This is a genomic window from Bacillus sp. AC266 (assembly GCF_979253805.1).
In genome coordinates, this window is record NZ_CEEDEC010000002.1 from 847,120 (window position 1) to 863,764 (window position 16,645).

General features: G+C 36.1%; 14 protein-coding genes. 11 read left to right on the plus strand and 3 right to left on the minus strand.

The annotated features are described in order from the left end of the window. Positions 1-52: 52 nt before the first annotated feature. On the plus strand, positions 53-1,381 hold the full coding sequence (locus tag AC0IXC_RS12090) for a PhoH family protein (protein WP_002088317.1): 1,329 nt from the start codon (positions 53-55) through the stop codon (positions 1,379-1,381). A gap of 49 nt (positions 1,382-1,430) precedes the next feature. Here the strand turns inward: AC0IXC_RS12090 and AC0IXC_RS12095 are convergent, their stop codons facing one another. Continuing rightward, the gene (locus AC0IXC_RS12095; protein ID WP_016100695.1) at positions 1,431-1,928 is read right to left on the minus strand and encodes a molybdopterin-binding protein; all 498 of its coding nucleotides are present in this window, start codon (positions 1,926-1,928) and stop codon (positions 1,431-1,433) included. 150 nt (positions 1,929-2,078) lie between these two features. Here AC0IXC_RS12095 and AC0IXC_RS12100 point away from each other — a divergent pair, with 150 nt between their 5' ends. The 3 genes from AC0IXC_RS12100 (at position 2,079) to pyc (ending at position 7,453) form a co-directional block, all read left to right on the plus strand. Beyond that, entirely contained in the window at positions 2,079-2,366 is a 288-nt protein-coding gene (locus AC0IXC_RS12100) for an Fpa/YlaN family protein (RefSeq protein ID WP_002190534.1), read from the plus strand. Positions 2,367-2,491: 125 nt separating this feature from the next. Beyond that, positions 2,492-3,673: an FtsW/RodA/SpoVE family cell cycle protein gene (locus AC0IXC_RS12105; RefSeq protein WP_002033727.1), complete on the plus strand. Its 1,182-nt coding sequence runs from the start codon at positions 2,492-2,494 to the stop codon at positions 3,671-3,673. A gap of 333 nt (positions 3,674-4,006) precedes the next feature. Beyond that, entirely contained in the window at positions 4,007-7,453 is a 3,447-nt protein-coding gene (gene pyc / locus AC0IXC_RS12110; RefSeq protein ID WP_471652923.1) for a pyruvate carboxylase, read from the plus strand. An 86-nt stretch (positions 7,454-7,539) separates the two neighbouring features. Here pyc and ctaA read toward each other — a convergent pair whose 3' ends face one another. Continuing rightward, positions 7,540-8,475, minus strand: coding sequence for a heme A synthase (gene ctaA, locus AC0IXC_RS12115; RefSeq protein WP_002088309.1), 936 nt, complete (start codon positions 8,473-8,475; stop codon positions 7,540-7,542). A gap of 497 nt (positions 8,476-8,972) precedes the next feature. Between ctaA and cyoE the strand changes: the two genes are divergently transcribed. The 6 genes from cyoE (at position 8,973) to ctaG (ending at position 14,881) form a co-directional block, all read left to right on the plus strand. Next, positions 8,973-9,896, plus strand: coding sequence for a heme o synthase (cyoE, locus tag AC0IXC_RS12120; RefSeq protein ID WP_002033731.1), 924 nt, complete (start codon positions 8,973-8,975; stop codon positions 9,894-9,896). A 93-nt stretch (positions 9,897-9,989) separates the two neighbouring features. Then, a complete protein-coding gene (gene coxB / locus AC0IXC_RS12125; RefSeq protein WP_002088304.1) occupies positions 9,990-11,039 on the plus strand; it encodes a cytochrome c oxidase subunit II in 1,050 nt (349 codons plus the stop codon). Positions 11,040-11,099: 60 nt separating this feature from the next. Further along, positions 11,100-12,935, plus strand: coding sequence for a cytochrome c oxidase subunit I (ctaD, locus tag AC0IXC_RS12130; RefSeq protein WP_002014777.1), 1,836 nt, complete (start codon positions 11,100-11,102; stop codon positions 12,933-12,935). After that, entirely contained in the window at positions 12,935-13,558 is a 624-nt protein-coding gene (gene ctaE, locus AC0IXC_RS12135; protein WP_000557861.1) for a cytochrome c oxidase subunit III, read from the plus strand. Before ctaD ends, ctaE begins: the two co-directional genes overlap by 1 nt. A 3-nt stretch (positions 13,559-13,561) precedes the next feature. After that, entirely contained in the window at positions 13,562-13,894 is a 333-nt protein-coding gene (ctaF, locus tag AC0IXC_RS12140) for a cytochrome c oxidase subunit IVB (protein ID WP_002014776.1), read from the plus strand. Positions 13,895-13,975: 81 nt separating this feature from the next. Beyond that, entirely contained in the window at positions 13,976-14,881 is a 906-nt protein-coding gene (ctaG, locus tag AC0IXC_RS12145; RefSeq protein ID WP_326996574.1) for a cytochrome c oxidase assembly factor CtaG, read from the plus strand. 36 nt (positions 14,882-14,917) lie between these two features. On the opposite strand, the gene AC0IXC_RS12150 is transcribed toward ctaG, so the two are convergent. Further along, a complete protein-coding gene (locus tag AC0IXC_RS12150; protein WP_002014773.1) occupies positions 14,918-15,283 on the minus strand; it encodes a YugN family protein in 366 nt (121 codons plus the stop codon). Positions 15,284-15,491: 208 nt separating this feature from the next. On the opposite strand from AC0IXC_RS12150, the gene AC0IXC_RS12155 reads away from it, so the two are divergent. After that, the gene (locus tag AC0IXC_RS12155; RefSeq protein WP_002142956.1) at positions 15,492-16,526 is read left to right on the plus strand and encodes a CAP domain-containing protein; all 1,035 of its coding nucleotides are present in this window, start codon (positions 15,492-15,494) and stop codon (positions 16,524-16,526) included. The last annotated feature ends 119 nt before the right edge of the window (positions 16,527-16,645 follow it).

The window sequence follows — 16,645 nt, forward strand, 5'->3', positions numbered from 1 at the left end:
TGGATGAAACCCTTGTTCTACAAATTTAAAAGTGGAGTCAGGGGGTAACAGGTTGGATAAAATTTATGTGTTAGATACGAATGTACTTTTGCAGGATCCTTTATCTATTTTTTCATTTGCAACAAATGAAGTAGTGATTCCAGCAGTTGTATTAGAAGAGGTTGATTCGAAAAAACGTTATATGGATGAAGTAGGACGAAATGCTCGCTATGTATCTAAGTTAATCGACAAATTTCGCGAAATAGGGAAGCTGCATGAAAGTATTCCGTTAGAAAACGGCGGTACATTTCGTATTGAATTAAATCATCGCTCGTTTGTTCAACTGCAAGATATTTTTGTAGAAAAAACAAATGATAATCGAATTTTAGCGGTAGCGAAAAACCTCTCTTTAGAAGAACAAGAAAAAGAGGACGGGAAATCAGTTATTTTAGTAAGTAAAGATGTACTCGTAAGGGTAAAAGCTGATGCAATCGGATTGCAGGCCGAAGATTATTTAAGTGACCGAGTAATCGAAGTGGAAAATATATATTCAGGATTTTTAGAAGGGTATATATCAAAAGAACAGTTAGATTATTTTTATGAAAAAGGTGAACTGCCTTTATCTGAAATCGCAAATCATCCTTTTTATCCAAATCAGTTTGTTGTAATGAAAGATGCACTAGGGGGTTCTAGTTCTGCACTTGGGATTGTGGATCATTTAGGTAAGAAGGTAAAAAAACTTATTTTTCACAATGAACAAGTGTGGGGGATACGCCCACGAAACGTGCAGCAAATTATGGGATTAGAATTGCTACTTCGGGAAGATATTCCACTTGTAACGTTAACAGGGAAAGCCGGTACAGGAAAAACGTTACTTGCATTAGCTTCGGGACTAATGCAAACGGAAGATTTAGGATTATATAAAAAGCTACTTGTCGCGAGACCAATTGTACCGGTAGGGAAAGATATAGGCTATTTACCAGGAGAGAAAGAGGAAAAATTAAGACCGTGGATGCAGCCGATTTTTGATAATCTAGAGTATTTATTCAATACGAAAAAGCCTGGGGAGCTAGATGCTATTTTAGCTGGAATGGGTTCGATTGAAGTAGAAGCGCTTACCTATATACGCGGGAGAAGTATTCCAGACCAATTCATTATAATTGACGAGGCACAAAATTTAACGAAGCATGAAGTAAAGACGATATTAACAAGGGTAGGCGAAAAAAGTAAGATTGTATTAATGGGGGATCCTCAGCAAATTGATCACCCGTATTTAGATGAATATAATAACGGTTTAACATATGTTGTAGAGAAGTTTAAAGAACAACGTATTAGTGGTCATGTAAAGTTTGTTAAAGGAGAGCGTTCTAATTTAGCACAACTAGCAGCGGATTTATTATAAAAAGGAGTGAGCTTAAGCTCACTCCTTTTTTGCCTTTTAATTATACAATTTAAATGATTGTAAATTTACGGATGTTACGAATCGGATTTTGTCTATTAGATCCATCATGGAAATATAGATGAACAGGCCCGTCTTCTCGTAATGGTTTACCTTCTTTTGAAAAACCGAGAATAGCTTTATGGGCTGTTTCTAACGGAAGTGTAATTGTATTGTCTGTGGTTGCAATTTCGACATGAGTAGCATCTTCTAAAATTTCAGCATTTTTTAGAAATGGATGAAGTGGTATGCCAAATGTCCCGTTAATAAGCTGTTCTTTTTTATATTTCTTTACACTTTGTTGTATTGGCGGGAAGGCAGCACCATCACGGATTTCGCGATCCCAATGCTCTGAAGTATGTTTTAAGTATGTTTCTAATTCGGATGAGTCTTCTCTAGTTTCATCAAAGTAAGTTGTCAAATCTATTTTTCGATCATCGAAAATCCATACAGTTGGATCGATAGTGATTGGAAAACGAACTTTTCCATTAATAAATAAAATTTCGCTCATTGTTGTTCCCCCATTTGTGTTATACTCCCACTTTTCAGTATAATAGTATTAGGCACTGTTGTCACAAAAAATGTTTCTATTGCAATTTATTAAAACTATCGCTAATATTAATAGATATGAGAGAGTAGGACGGAAACGGAGGGAATCAATTTGGCGTCTGAGACAGTATCAAATCATCAGGAAAAGGCACTAGCCCTTCTACAAGCGGATGCAGAGAAGATTTTAAGACTTATTAAGGTACAAATGGACAATCTTACAATGCCGCAATGTCCATTATATGAAGAAGTTTTAGACACACAAATGTTTGGACTATCCCGCGAGGTCGATTTTGCGGTTCGCCTTGATCTTATTGGAGAAGAACAAGGGAAAGCAATGTTAGGAGAGCTCGAACGTGAGTTGTCTGCACTTCATGAAGCATTTACAAACAAACAACAATAACGGGTTCAAATAAGGGGGCTCAAACTGAAATAGTTTGGGCTTTTTATTTGTATAATAAAGAAGGAAGAACCTATATACATATGGAATACAACAATAATTAAATTGAAACAGAAAGAGGAAATGAAATGAAAAAAGTATGGAAATCGATGGATTATTCCTTATTACTTCCTCTTGTTATCTTATGTGTGCTGGGAGTAATAATGGTATATAGTTCTAGTTCCATTGTTGCGATTTCGTCGAGACATAACTGGCCAGCAGATTACTTTTTTAAAAAACAATTATTTGCTCTAGCTGTTGGAACGATAATGTTAGCGATTATAGTTGCCATTCCTTATAAGTTGTGGAGAAAGCGAATAGTTTTGATCGCAATGGGAATAGGGAGTATTGGTCTATTAGCAGCAGCCTTTCTTTTCGGTCAGGTCATAAATGGTGCAAAAGGATGGATATTAGGTATACAACCAGCTGAGTTTGTGAAAATAACGGTTATTATTACGCTAGCAAACTTTTTTGCTAAGAAACAAGAAACGCAAACAGCTTTTGTACAAGGGATAATTCCTCCTCTAGCTGTTGTCGGTGGAGCGATGGGATTAATTTTACTTCAAAATGACTTAGGGACCGATATACTAATAGGTGGAACTGTACTGATTATGTTCTTTTGTTCAGGAGTTAATGTTAATTTAAGTATAAAGCGATTCCTCTTAACGTCTATAATATGGATTCCAGCGTTATATTTTATTGGGAACTATAAGTTAAGTCAGTACCAAAAAGCTCGGTTTTCAGTTTTTCTTGATCCATTTAACGATCCTCAAAATGATGGGTTCCAATTAATAAATTCTTTTATTGGAATTGCTTCAGGAGGGCTAAATGGTCGAGGGTTAGGGAACAGTGTGCAAAAATATGGATACTTACCAGAACCGCAAACAGATTTTATTATGGCAATTATATCTGAAGAACTTGGATTTATAGGCGTAGCTGTCATTTTAATCTGTTTACTACTTATTATTATTCGGGCATTTAGGGTTGCACAAAAGTGCAGAGATCCGTTTGGAAGTTTAATAGCAATTGGAATTGCAAGTTTGTTTGGAGTTCAAACTTTTATAAATGTTGGTGGTATGTCTGGGTTAATACCGCTTACAGGGGTACCATTACCGTTTATAAGTTATGGTGGTAGTTCTTTATTGGCTAATTTACTTGCAATGGGTATACTGTTAAATATTGCTAGTTATGTAAAACGACAAGAGAAACAACAAAACAAATTGACTAACGAAATAGAACAAGGTGGACCGCATCTTGTTGTTGTAAAATAAAAAACACATTGAGCTCTAGAGTTCAATGTGTTTTTTATTTTGTTAGATTTTAAATGTGATACAATATTGATTGTTATAAAACGAAAAGTATATTACATTTAAGTGAATGTGATATACAATATTGTTGTTAGAAAAGGAAGAGGTATGCTATACTATTTTTGTGAAACAAATCGATCAGAAAACTTATCATTTGTTGAAAAATAAGGTATGATGGATAAAAATAAAGTGAAGCTTTCTAAGTATAATATAATGTAGAAAGTGAAGAACTTCACGCTCTTTAGAGTGTGTATGTATTTTATCTCTAGAGTGGTAGGAAAATAGAGGGGGAAAATCATGACAAAGCTGCAACGTATTCAAAAAGTATTGGTAGCTAACCGTGGAGAGATAGCAATTCGTGTGTTCCGAGCATGTTCAGAACTTGGATTAAACACAGTTGCGATCTATTCTAAAGAGGATAGCGGTTCTTATCATCGCTATAAAGCCGATGAGTCCTATTTAGTTGGGGAAGGGAAAAAGCCAATTGATGCTTATCTAGATATTGAAGGCATTATTGAGATTGCGAAAAGTAATCATGTAGATGCAATCCACCCTGGATATGGTTTCTTGTCAGAAAATATTCAATTTGCAAAACGTTGTGAAGAAGAAGGGATTATCTTTATCGGTCCAAAAAGTAAGCATTTAGACATGTTTGGAGATAAAGTTAAAGCAAGAACACAAGCGCAGCTAGCACAAATTCCAATTATTCCTGGTAGTGATGGTCCAGTAAATTCAATAGAAGAAGTTGAAGAATTTGCTGAAAAGTATGATTACCCGATTATTATTAAAGCATCCCTTGGTGGCGGCGGTCGCGGTATGCGTATTGTACGTGCTAGTGAAGAGTTAAGAGAATCGTATAATCGCGCGAAATCAGAAGCAAAAGCAGCCTTTGGTAATGATGAAGTGTACGTTGAAAAATTCGTTGAAAAACCTAAACATATAGAAGTACAAATTTTAGCAGATGAAGAAGGTAATGTTGTTCATTTGTATGAGCGTGATTGCTCTGTACAACGACGCCATCAAAAAGTAGTTGAAATTGCACCGAGCGTGTCGCTTTCAGATGATTTGCGTCAGCGTATTTGTGATGCTGCAGTAAAGTTAACGAAAAATGTAAATTATTTAAATGCTGGAACGGTAGAATTCCTTGTAAAAGGTGATGAGTTTTACTTCATTGAAGTAAACCCACGTGTTCAAGTTGAACATACGATTACAGAGATGATTACAGGAGTGGATATCGTTCAATCGCAAATTTTAATAGCTGATGGACATGCATTACATAGCAAAATGGTAGGTGTTCCTAAGCAAGAGGAAGTGGTTGTGCATGGATTTGCAATCCAATCTCGTGTAACAACAGAAGACCCACTTAATAACTTTATGCCTGATACAGGAAAGATTATGGCGTACCGATCAGGCGGTGGTTTTGGTGTTCGTCTTGATACAGGTAATAGTTTCCAAGGTGCAGTTATTACACCGTACTACGATTCTTTACTTGTAAAAGTTACTACTTGGGCACTTACTTTTGAACAAGCCGCTGCAAAAATGGAACGTAACTTAAAAGAATTCCGTATTCGTGGTATTAAAACAAATATTCCATTCCTAGAGAATGTAGTAAAACATAAAAACTTCTTATCAGGAGAATATGACACTTCATTTATTGACGCGTCACCTGAACTATTCTTGTTCCCGAAACGTAAAGACCGCGGAACAAAAATGTTAAATTATATTGGTACAGTAACAGTAAATGGATTCCCTGGAGTAGGGAAAAAAGAGAAACCAATTTTCCCAGATGCTCGTATACCAAATGTGATACACTCAGAGCCAATGCAAAATGGAACGAAACAAATTTTGGATGAGCGTGGAGCGGATGGATTAGTAAAGTGGGTACAAGATCAAAAGCGTGTACTTTTAACTGATACAACATTCCGTGATGCACATCAGTCATTACTTGCAACTCGTGTTCGTACAAAAGATTTACATCACATTGCAGAGCCGACAGCGAGAATGTTACCAAACTTATTCTCAGCAGAAATGTGGGGCGGTGCAACGTTTGATGTTGCATATCGTTTCTTGAAAGAAGATCCATGGGAACGATTACTAGATCTTCGTGAAAAAATGCCAAACATTTTATTCCAAATGTTACTTCGTTCTTCAAACGCAGTTGGATACAAAAACTATCCAGATAATTTAATTCAAAAATTTGTAGAATGTTCCGCGCAAGCCGGAATTGATGTGTTCCGTATTTTTGATAGCTTAAACTGGGTAGAAGGCATGAGAGTTGCAATTGATGCTGTACGAGATACTGGTAAGATTGCAGAAGCAACAATGTGTTACACAGGAGACATTCATGATCCGTTACGCAGTAAATATGATTTAAATTATTATAAAAATTTAGCAAAAGAGTTGGAAGCATCAGGAGCTCACATTTTAGGAATTAAAGATATGGCGGGCTTACTAAAGCCAAACGCAGCATATGATTTAGTTTCAGCATTAAAAGAGACGGTGTCGATTCCAATTCACCTGCACACACACGATACGAGCGGAAATGGTATTTTAACGTATACGAAGGCAATTGAAGCAGGTGTTGATATTGTCGATGTAGCGGTGAGTTCAATGGCTGGTCAAACGTCACAACCAAGTGCGAATACACTATACTATGCGTTAGGTGGAAACGAAAGACAGCCAGATGTTAATATAGACTCATTAGAAAAACTATCTCATTATTGGGAAGATGTACGAAAATATTATGCTCCATTTGAAAGTGGTATGAATGCTCCTCACACAGAGGTATATATGCATGAAATGCCGGGTGGACAGTATAGTAATCTTCAACAACAAGCAAAAGCGGTTGGCTTAGGAGATCGCTTTGATGAAGTTAAAGTGATGTATCGCCGTGTTAATGATATGTTTGGCGACATTGTAAAAGTAACACCATCATCTAAAGTTGTCGGTGATATGGCATTATTTATGGTTCAAAATCACCTAACAGAACAAGATATTTTAGAACGTGGACATGCTATGGACTTCCCAGGATCTGTTGTTGAAATGTTCTCTGGAGATTTAGGACAACCATATGGTGGTTTCCCGAAAGAATTACAAAAAATTATTTTAAAAGGGAAAGAGCCATTAACAGTAAGACCGGGTGAATTATTAGAACCAGTAGATTTCGATGCTTTAAAAGAAGAGTTATTCCACAAACTTGGACGCGAAGTAACAATTTTTGATGTAGTCGCATATGCATTGTATCCAAAAGTATTTATGGACTACGAAAAAGTTGCTGGGATTTATGGAAATGTATCTGTGCTTGATACACCGACATTCTTCTATGGTATGAGACTTGGTGAAGAAATTGATGTGGAAATCGAGCAAGGTAAAACATTGATGGTTAAACTAGTTTCCATTGGGGAGCCACAGCCAGATGGAAATCGTGTGCTTTACCTGGAGTTTAATGGACAACCGCGTGAAATCGTAGTGAAAGATGAAAACGTGAAATCAACTGTTGCACAGCGTGTGAAGGGGAATCGTGAAAATCCAAATCATATTAGCGCAACGATGCCGGGAACTGTTATTAAAGTAGTTGTAAAAGAAGGCGATGAAGTGAAAAAAGGTGATTCCATGGCAATTACAGAAGCTATGAAAATGGAAACGACGGTTCAAGCGCCATTTAGTGGTAAAGTGAAAAAAGTATATGTAAATGATGGGGATGCAATTCAAACGGGAGATTTACTCATTGAATTAGATCATTAAAATAAAGAAAAAGAGCTGTGCGAAAGCAGCTCTTTTTTGTGTGTAAATAATACCTTGCCGAATTGGCAAGGTATTATAGTTTTACTTTATTTTGTTTGCTTAGAAGTTGATTCAGTTTCTTTTGCATTGACTGTACTTCTTGTACCTATCATAACTAAATAGCATAGTACAGCAAACAGGCAAGAAATGAAGAGCGAATGTAATAATGCCATTGCTAAACTAGCATTTGTAAATACGACCAAAATCCCTACTATAGCTTGAAGTGTAACAAGGATAAATGAAATAATCCATCCCCAGTATACTACACGCTGCTGCTTGTAATGGCGAATAGCGATAATCATCGCATATAGTATCCAAGCGAAAATTAACATCGCTGCAACTCTATGTCCCATTTGAACCCACTCATGTAGTTGAGTTGGCATAGGTCTACTTTTGCTACATAAAGGGAAGTCTGGACAGGCTAAGGTAGCTCGTTCGTGACGTACTAAAGCTCCTGTGTAGACAACGATATAACTGTAAATTGTTACACCATAAATATGAAATTTCATTTTTTTGTCCATAATAAGTGAACGTGCATCAAATTTCTGATCAATTTCAAAAATAAGACACGTTAACAAGATGACAGAAGCAAATGAAATTAAGGAAATACCGAAATGAATAGCTAATACAGCAGGCATTTGACCCCAAACAACCGCCGCCGCCCCCATTAATGCTTGTGCAACTAAAAATACGAAGGATAAAATTGCTAACGTCTTTGTTTCGCGCACATGTTTATAATATTTCCAGGACAAGATACAAAGAAGAGTAACAAGGATTCCGGCTGATCCAGATGTTAAGCGGTGACTTAGCTCAATAATAGTCTCCATTGATAAATTAGATGGAACAAATTCACCGTTACAAAGAGGCCATGATTTGCCGCATCCTTGGCCTGAACCCGTTTTTGTAACTAAAGCGCCTCCTAGTAAAACTACTAATAAATCGAGACTTGTAATGACTGCTAACCATTTAATAAAGCGTTGCAATCTCTTTCACCATCTTTCTGCTATGAAGTTATTGCGAAATATTTTCATTCCATTATGTATAGAATAAAACGTGCTACAGTCCTATGATATATAAAAAATAATAAAATAGCAAAGAAATGGAGGGCGAGGACAACGTACGTATTATAAAGAAAAAAATGGGATTTAAAATACATATTTTAGGAGGAATTCAGGCTGTTTTGAAAAGAAATGGGGAGAATACATGCTAAATATGACAAAATAGTTTATTATAGAAGATAACATCATGTTATGATAAGGATAAATTAGAATAAAGTTTTTTAATGTTTGACACAAAAAGTTCATGTTTTCTTCACAAAATGTTCGGGAAATGTGATTTAATATATTGGAGTATGGGCGTAGATTAGTAGTAGAATGGGTTAACAATATTTCTACTGTAATAATATTGCTATATAGAAGCGAAATATTTCACATGAAATATATGCTTAGAAAGATGATAGGTTTAAGAGGGGGTTAAAGTGATGAACCATGCAACAAGTGAGCTGCATGATGAGTCAGCTGTTTCAATTGTACCGGAAACAACTCGGTTACAAGATTTATCAGCGCTCGTTAAAATGGGGATTGTAAACTCAAATACACTTACTGTATTTACAGGATTTTGGTTGGCTTTACATTTTAATGGATTGAGTGTTATGGACAATCTAGATAAGTTATTTTTCACAATCGTTGGTTCGGCATTAATTATGGCAGGGGTATGTTGTTTAAATAACTACATTGACCGAGATATCGATCCATTAATGGAAAGAACAAAAAATCGTCCAACGGTAACAGGTAAATATAAACCTGGCTTTGCACTTGCATTTGGACTTGTAATTTTACTTCTTGGCTTTGCATTTTTATTACTTACTACACCGATGGCAGTGTTAATCTCATTTATTGGTGCCTTCACATATGTTGTTTTATATACGTTATGGACGAAGAGAAAATATACGTTAAATACTGTTGTAGGTAGTATATCAGGAGCAGTTCCACCTTTAATTGGATGGGCGGCAATTGATCCGTCTTTAAATCATCCAATTGCTTGGATGTTATTTTTAATTATGTTTATTTGGCAAATCCCACATTTCCTCGCATTAGCGATGAAGCGTGTTGATGAATATCGAAATGCAGGAATCCCAATGCTTCCTGTTGTACAGGGATTTGATATTACGAAACGTCAGATTATGATTTGGACAGTATGTTTATTACCACTACCATTTTATATGAGTGGACTTGGAATAACATTCATGGTAATTGCAACATTGCTTAACATCGGATGGATCGCATTAGGGCTTTATGGCTTCCGTCAGCAAGATGACATCAAGTGGTCCGTAAAAATGTTTGTTTATTCCCTGAATTACTTAACAATCTTATTTGTGTCAATGATTGTAGTTACATTCTTCTAAGACAACGACATGATTGGATTTCTTTACGTTGAGATTTACTTTACTTAACTATAAAGTACAATCTAATTCACAAAGAAAGTGGGGGTTGTTTGTATGAAGAAACAGTGGCGACTGCTTTCGTTCGTTTCACTGCTGGCTTTACTGTTAGGGGGATGCGGTAAAGCTTTTCAGTCTACTTTAATTCCGCAAGGGGAAGTAGCAAAAATGCAATATGATTTGCTCTTGCTAGCGAGTGCAATCATGGTAGGAGTAGTACTTGTAGTTACTATTATTTTCTTATATGTAATTGTGCGTTTCCGACAAAAAAAGGGTGAGGAAGATTATATTCCAGAGCAAGTTGAAGGAAATCACAAACTAGAAATTATATGGACAGTCATTCCGATTATTCTTTTGTTAATCTTGGCTGTTCCGACTGTTACATATACATTCAAGCTTGCTGATGTAAGTGCGATGGAGAAAAAGAATATTGATAAAGATACTATCGTTGTTGATGTAACAGCGAATCTTTATTGGTGGGAATTTTCTTATAAATCAGAAAAAATAGTAACTTCTCAAGATTTAGTTATCCCCACAGGTAAGAAAGTGTATTTGAATTTGAAGGGTGCCGATATTAAACATTCGTTTTGGGTTCCATCTTTAGCTGGGAAAATGGATACAAATACAGATAATGTAAACAAAATGTGGTTAAAGGCAGATAAATCGGGCACTTATAATGGTTTTTGTACAGAGTTTTGTGGCCCATCACATTCTTTAATGCAGTTCAAAGTGAAAGCTCTGGATGAAAGCGAGTACAAAAAGTGGCTTGCTGACATGAAGAAGATTGATGGAAAAAAAGAAGTAGCTTCTACAAAGGCGCAAGAGGGTCAAGAAATATTTAATAAAAGCTGTATTGGTTGTCATGCAGTTGGATCAAATGATAGTAGACCACCTTCTGCTCGTATCGCACCGAACTTAGCAAACTTCGCAGATCGCGATATGGTTGCTGGTATTGCCGAAAATAATGAAGAGAACTTAAAAAAATGGCTCAAAGATCCTGAAAATATGAAACCAGGTAATAAAATGACTGGTAAATATGGCAACTTAACGGATGATCAAATTAATGCATTAAATGCATATTTACAAACGTTAAAGATTGAAAAATAAAGAGGGATCATTTGCGAAGGGGAGGTTGAAAACGTGAGTTCTGTAGCAAAAAAACAGGGGATGGGTGCTGTCATATGGGATTATTTAACGACAGTAGACCATAAAAAGATTGCCATTCTCTATTTAATTGCAGGTGGATTGTTTTTTGTAATAGGTGGAATAGAAGCACTATTTATTCGCCTGCAGTTAGCGATTCCTAACAATGCTTTTCTTGTTGGGGATGCTTATAATCAAGTATTAACGATGCACGGTACAACAATGATTTTCCTCGCAGCTATGCCACTCGTGTTTGCATTTATGAACGCCGCTGTACCACTTCAAATTGGAGCACGTGATGTGGCGTTCCCGTTTTTGAATTCGCTCGGATTTTGGTTATTTTTCTTTGGTGGATTATTTTTAAATTTAAGTTGGTTTTTAGGAGGAGCGCCTGATGCAGGGTGGACATCGTATGCATCTTTAGCTTTAGCCTCTAAAGGACATGGTGTTGATTTTTATGTACTCGGCTTGCAAATATCAGGTATTGGTACATTAATTGGAGGTATTAACTTCCTTGTTACAATTATTAATATGCGCGCGCCAGGGATGACGTACATGCGCATGCCGATGTTTACATGGACAACATTTGTAACATCTTCACTTATTTTATTTGCATTTCCACCATTAACTGTAGGATTAGGACTTTTAATGTTAGATCGTTTATTTGGCACAAGTTTCTTTAATCCGGCACTAGGCGGGAACACGATTATATGGGAGCATTTATTCTGGATCTTCGGTCATCCGGAAGTATACATTCTTATACTCCCAGCTTTCGGAATATTCTCAGAAATATTCGCCACATTTTCGAAAAAACGATTATTCGGTTATTCCTCTATGGTGTTCGCGACAGTATTAATAGGGTTTTTAGGATTTATGGTATGGGCGCATCATATGTTTACTGTTGGTCTTGGGCCTGTTGCAAATGCTATCTTCTCGGTTGCAACAATGGCGATTGCAGTTCCAACGGGTATTAAAATATTTAACTGGCTCTTTACAATGTGGGGTGGAAGTATTAGGTTTACAACACCAATGATGTGGGCGGTAGCTTTTATTCCATCCTTCGTTATGGGTGGAGTTACAGGTGTTATGCTTGCTTCTGCACCAGCTGATTATCAGTTTCATGATAACTATTTCGTAGTAGCACACTTTCATTATGTAATTGTTGGTGGTGTTGTATTTGGTTTACTTGCAGGTGCGCATTATTATTGGCCACTTATGTTTAATAAAGTATTAAATGAAACATTAGGTAAGATAACATTTTGGTTATTCTTTATCGGTTTCCATTTAACGTTCTTTATTCAGCATTTCCTAGGTCTAATCGGTATGCCGCGTCGTTACTACACATATCTTGAGGGCCAAGGGTTGGAAATGGGGAATATGATTAGTTCTATCGGAGCTGTGTTTATGGCTCTTGGAACGATTGTTCTTTTATTCAATGTAATAAAAACAACGGTATCAAAAGAGAAGGCTGGCCGTGATCCATGGGATGGACGTACATTAGAATGGACAATGCCAGCACCTACACCGGAATACAATTTTAAACAATTGCCATTTGTTCGCGGGTTAGATCCGTTTTGGATTGAAAAACGTGAAGGTAATAAAGAGATGACAGCAGCGGAACCAGTTGGTGATATTCATATGCCAAATGCTTCATTTTCACCATTTATCATTTCTCTAGGCTTATTCATAGCAGCATTCGGTGCGATGTATATGCAGGGTGGCAAAGATAAATTTTGGTTATTAGTAGCGATTATCGGTTTAATCATTACGTTTGGTACAATGTTCCTTCGTTCAGTAATTGATGATCATGGATATCATATTCATAAGGAAGATTTAGATGATAAGGGGGGCAAGGCGTAATGCATGTAGATGAGAAATTAACGAATGAAACATTTCCAGCAGAGCCTGAAAAAGCAACCCTTGAGGGGAAAAATAAGTTTGTTGGTTTTTGGTTATTTCTTGGAGGCGAAACAGTGTTGTTCGCTTCCTTATTTGGCACATATTTAGCGTTAAAGAACTCTACAAATGGTGGACCAACATCTCAAGAGATGTTTCAAATGCCACTCGTTTTCATTATGACGATGCTTTTGTTAACAAGTAGTTTAACGAGTGTATACGCAATGTATCATATGAAAAATTTTAACTTTAAGAAAATGCAACTTTGGTTACTTGTAACAGTGTTGCTTGGCTTAGGATTTTTGGGGTTTGAAATATATGAGTTTTATCATTATACGCATGAATTTAAGCATACTATGAGAAGTAGTGCATTTGGTTCTGCATTTTATGCTCTTGTTGGTACACACGGGCTCCACGTGTTGTTTGGATTATGTTGGATTTTAACATTAATCTTTAGAAACGCGAAGAGAGGCTTAAATTTATACAACGCACCAAAGTTTTATGTTGCATCAATTTATTGGCACTTTATTGACGTAGTTTGGGTGTTTATTTTCACTGTAGTATATTTGATGGGAATGGTGGGATAAACAATGGCGGTTAAGCAAACGAATAATCCTAAGGTGGATCTTGTTTATCGGAAGAGAAAAAGTGCAGAGGAAATGAAGCACCAAGTTGTTACATTTTCACTAATGATTTTTTTAACATTAGTTGCATTTGCAGCGGTGGCATATCCGAAAACATTTAGCCCGATTTTTTCGGTTCCATTTATATTATTGTTAGCAGTCATTCAAGTTATATTTCAGTTATATTATTTCATGCATATGAGTCATAAAGGGCATGAAGCGGCGAGTTTCTTCTTGTACTCTGGATTGTTAATTGGTTTATTAACAATATTAGCCTTTATGACAATTGTGTGGATTTAAACAGTGATAGTAGGGGGCTCTGATATATCAAAGCCCTCTTTTTATATGAAATATAAGAATTTTGAAAAGGTAGGTGTGGAAATGGAAAACTTATGGGTATTTGGTTTTCAAGCTTTATGGAGTCCAATTTTTTTATTATTTATGATCTCGATTCTTATTAGTTATTTTTTAATTATTGGACCGTATAGAACGCGATTTGAAAATGCGACGAAGGTAAGTAAGAAGCAAATTTTTTATTTTACGACCGGGATTGTTCTTTTGTATGTTGTAAAGGGAGGACCTATTGATTTAATTGGTCATATCATATTTAGTGCACATATGTTTGAGATGGCAGTAATGTATATTGCGGTGCCTCCGTTATTACTGCTTGGTATACCTGTTTGGTTATATCGTTATATTACTTCTTTTAAGTTCGTTCAAATTGTGATAAAGTTTTTTGCTAAGCCGCTTATTGCGTTGTTTGTATTTAATGGCCTGTTTTCTTTTTATCATTTGCCAATTGTTTTTGATGCAGTAAAACAAAGTCAAATAGCGCATCCTATTTGCCTTGCTATATTGTTTTTTGCAGCAATGATGATGTGGTGGCCGATGTTAAATCCACTGCCAGAATATCAAACTTTAAGTGATATTAAGAAGCTTGGTTACATGTTTGCTAATGGTATTTTATTAACGCCAGCTTGTGCGTTAATAATTTTTGCGACTGCACCATTATTTGCAACATATACAGATTCGGCCGCTTGGATGAAGGCAATGGAACTCTGTGTACCGGCGGGTACTTTATCAGATTTAAATATAACTGGACCAGAATTTTTACATTGGATGCCGGTAGTACAAGACCAGCAAACAGGTGGTATTATTATGAAAATTGTCCAGGAAATAGTGTACGGTACGATTATCGGTTATGTGTTCTTTAAATGGGCACGTAGAGAGCGTGAAAAGGATAAAGAGCAGCTGCAAGAGTTACCTCCTTATTTGCAGATGAAATAAAAACTAGCGCATCGTGTTAATGCGCTAGTTTTTTTGTTATTCAATAATTTGAAATTCTTTTAACTCTTTTTCAATATTTTGTAGGAGTTGTTCGCTTTTTTGAAGTACATTCGTTGGAAAAATCTCATCATCGCCATATTCAACGCCATGAGGATAATAATGTTTTCCTAATAAGGGTGGCAATAGTTTTACTTGAGCGTGTCTGCCGCCGATGTCACCTTCAACAGCAAATCCTTGTACACGTAAATAATAAATATCCTTTAATATTTCAAATTTATAATCATATGTAACGCGTTCGTAATCCCATTGTCCGGCAAGTACAAAATGATTGTTTTCCATAATCTCAGTTAAAAGAGTTAGATCAACGACTGCATCAGTAAAGTTTGTATTTGTAAATTGCATAGAATACCTCCTTATTTTAATGTTAGTTCATTATTTTTATAATAGTACGAATAATAAGAAAGTGCAATTCGTATTGCGAGAAAAGGGATAATCCAGACTTTTTTCGTGAAAATATGATATAGTGAAAAGAGTACGGTACACACAAAAAAAGGAAATAAAAGGATTTGTGTATATCTCGATTTTATGCTTTGTTCAGGAGGTATATCGTTTGAAGAAATTATTGCGTATCGTAATGATTACATTTTTAATTTTAGCTGTTGATTTATACGGGAAGTTACTCGTGTCACAATATATATTAACCCCATCTCACTCTAAGCAAGAAAATAAAATTGTGAAAAAGAAGAAGCAAGTAAATGAAGAATCCACAGACACTGTTTTAAATATGCTTGGCGGGGACTCTGAGAATTTATTAGCGAAGTGGGGCGAACCATCTCGAATAGAGCCGTCTGCTTATGGATATGAATGGTGGGTGTATAATCAAGATTTAGCTCAGTATGTTCAATTTGGAGTTGCTGAACGTAAAGTTGTAACGGCGTATGTTGCTGGTGAGCAAGTTAAGGTGGCTCCCTATTATATAAATGAAAAGTATGAAGAGGTATATAAAAAGAATCCACTTTCACATGAGATTTCATTAAAAAGAGGAAAGAATAGTTATCAATTTGAGTTATCTGATACGGAAGTAATGGAACAACCGCTAGTACCTGTAGAAGATGGATGGGCACAATTATACTTTGATCACTTTACACATGAGCTTGTTGGTCTTCGTTATATGGATGATGAAACGTTATTACGACAAAGACCATATCAACTTGTTTATTCAGGTGAATTAATAGCGGAACAGCCGCTGACGCCAGAAAAAATGAAGCAAGTAGAAAATGGAAATATGCAACAAATTCTCGATTTAACAAATATTATTCGGAGTCGTCATCAATTACCGTTGTTAACATTGGATCAACAAACTGCAGATGTTGCATTTGGCCATAGTAAAGATATGAAGGATAATAATTATTTTTCGCACGATTCACCTACTTTTGGTACGTTAGGAGATCGCTTGCAACGTGGGCAAGTGGCTTTTCAACTTGCTGGTGAGAATATAGCGGCGCAACATAGTGATGGAATTGCGGCGGTACAGGGTTGGTTAAATAGTGAGGGGCATAGAAAGAATTTATTAAACGAACAATTTACTGGATTAGGTGTTGGGGTATATGATAAATTTTATACTCAAAACTTTATCCGAAAATAAAATGAAACTTTAATCAGTCGGGGCATCCTTCATTGATTATTAGTCTTCACCAATCGGGCTTTAATTGTCCACAAATAGGAAGATAAAAAGGTGCATGAATCGTCTAAAAATAGGCGAAC

Bases quoted from the DNA above. Each gene is read 5' to 3' on its own strand.
- AC0IXC_RS12095 (WP_016100695.1), bottom strand. From the start codon at position 1,928: ATGAGCGAAATTTTATTTATTAATGGAAAAGTTCGTTTTCCAATCACT.
- AC0IXC_RS12105 (WP_002033727.1), top strand. From the start codon at position 2,492: ATGAAAAAAGTATGGAAATCGATGGATTATTCCTTATTACTTCCTCTT.
- pyc (WP_471652923.1), top strand. From the start codon at position 4,007: ATGACAAAGCTGCAACGTATTCAAAAAGTATTGGTAGCTAACCGTGGA.
- cyoE (WP_002033731.1), top strand. From the start codon at position 8,973: ATGAACCATGCAACAAGTGAGCTGCATGATGAGTCAGCTGTTTCAATT.
- coxB (WP_002088304.1), top strand. From the start codon at position 9,990: ATGAAGAAACAGTGGCGACTGCTTTCGTTCGTTTCACTGCTGGCTTTA.
- ctaD (WP_002014777.1), top strand. From the start codon at position 11,100: ATGGGTGCTGTCATATGGGATTATTTAACGACAGTAGACCATAAAAAG.
- ctaE (WP_000557861.1), top strand. From the start codon at position 12,935: ATGCATGTAGATGAGAAATTAACGAATGAAACATTTCCAGCAGAGCCT.
- ctaF (WP_002014776.1), top strand. From the start codon at position 13,562: ATGGCGGTTAAGCAAACGAATAATCCTAAGGTGGATCTTGTTTATCGG.
- ctaG (WP_326996574.1), top strand. From the start codon at position 13,976: ATGGAAAACTTATGGGTATTTGGTTTTCAAGCTTTATGGAGTCCAATT.
- AC0IXC_RS12150 (WP_002014773.1), bottom strand. From the start codon at position 15,283: ATGCAATTTACAAATACAAACTTTACTGATGCAGTCGTTGATCTAACT.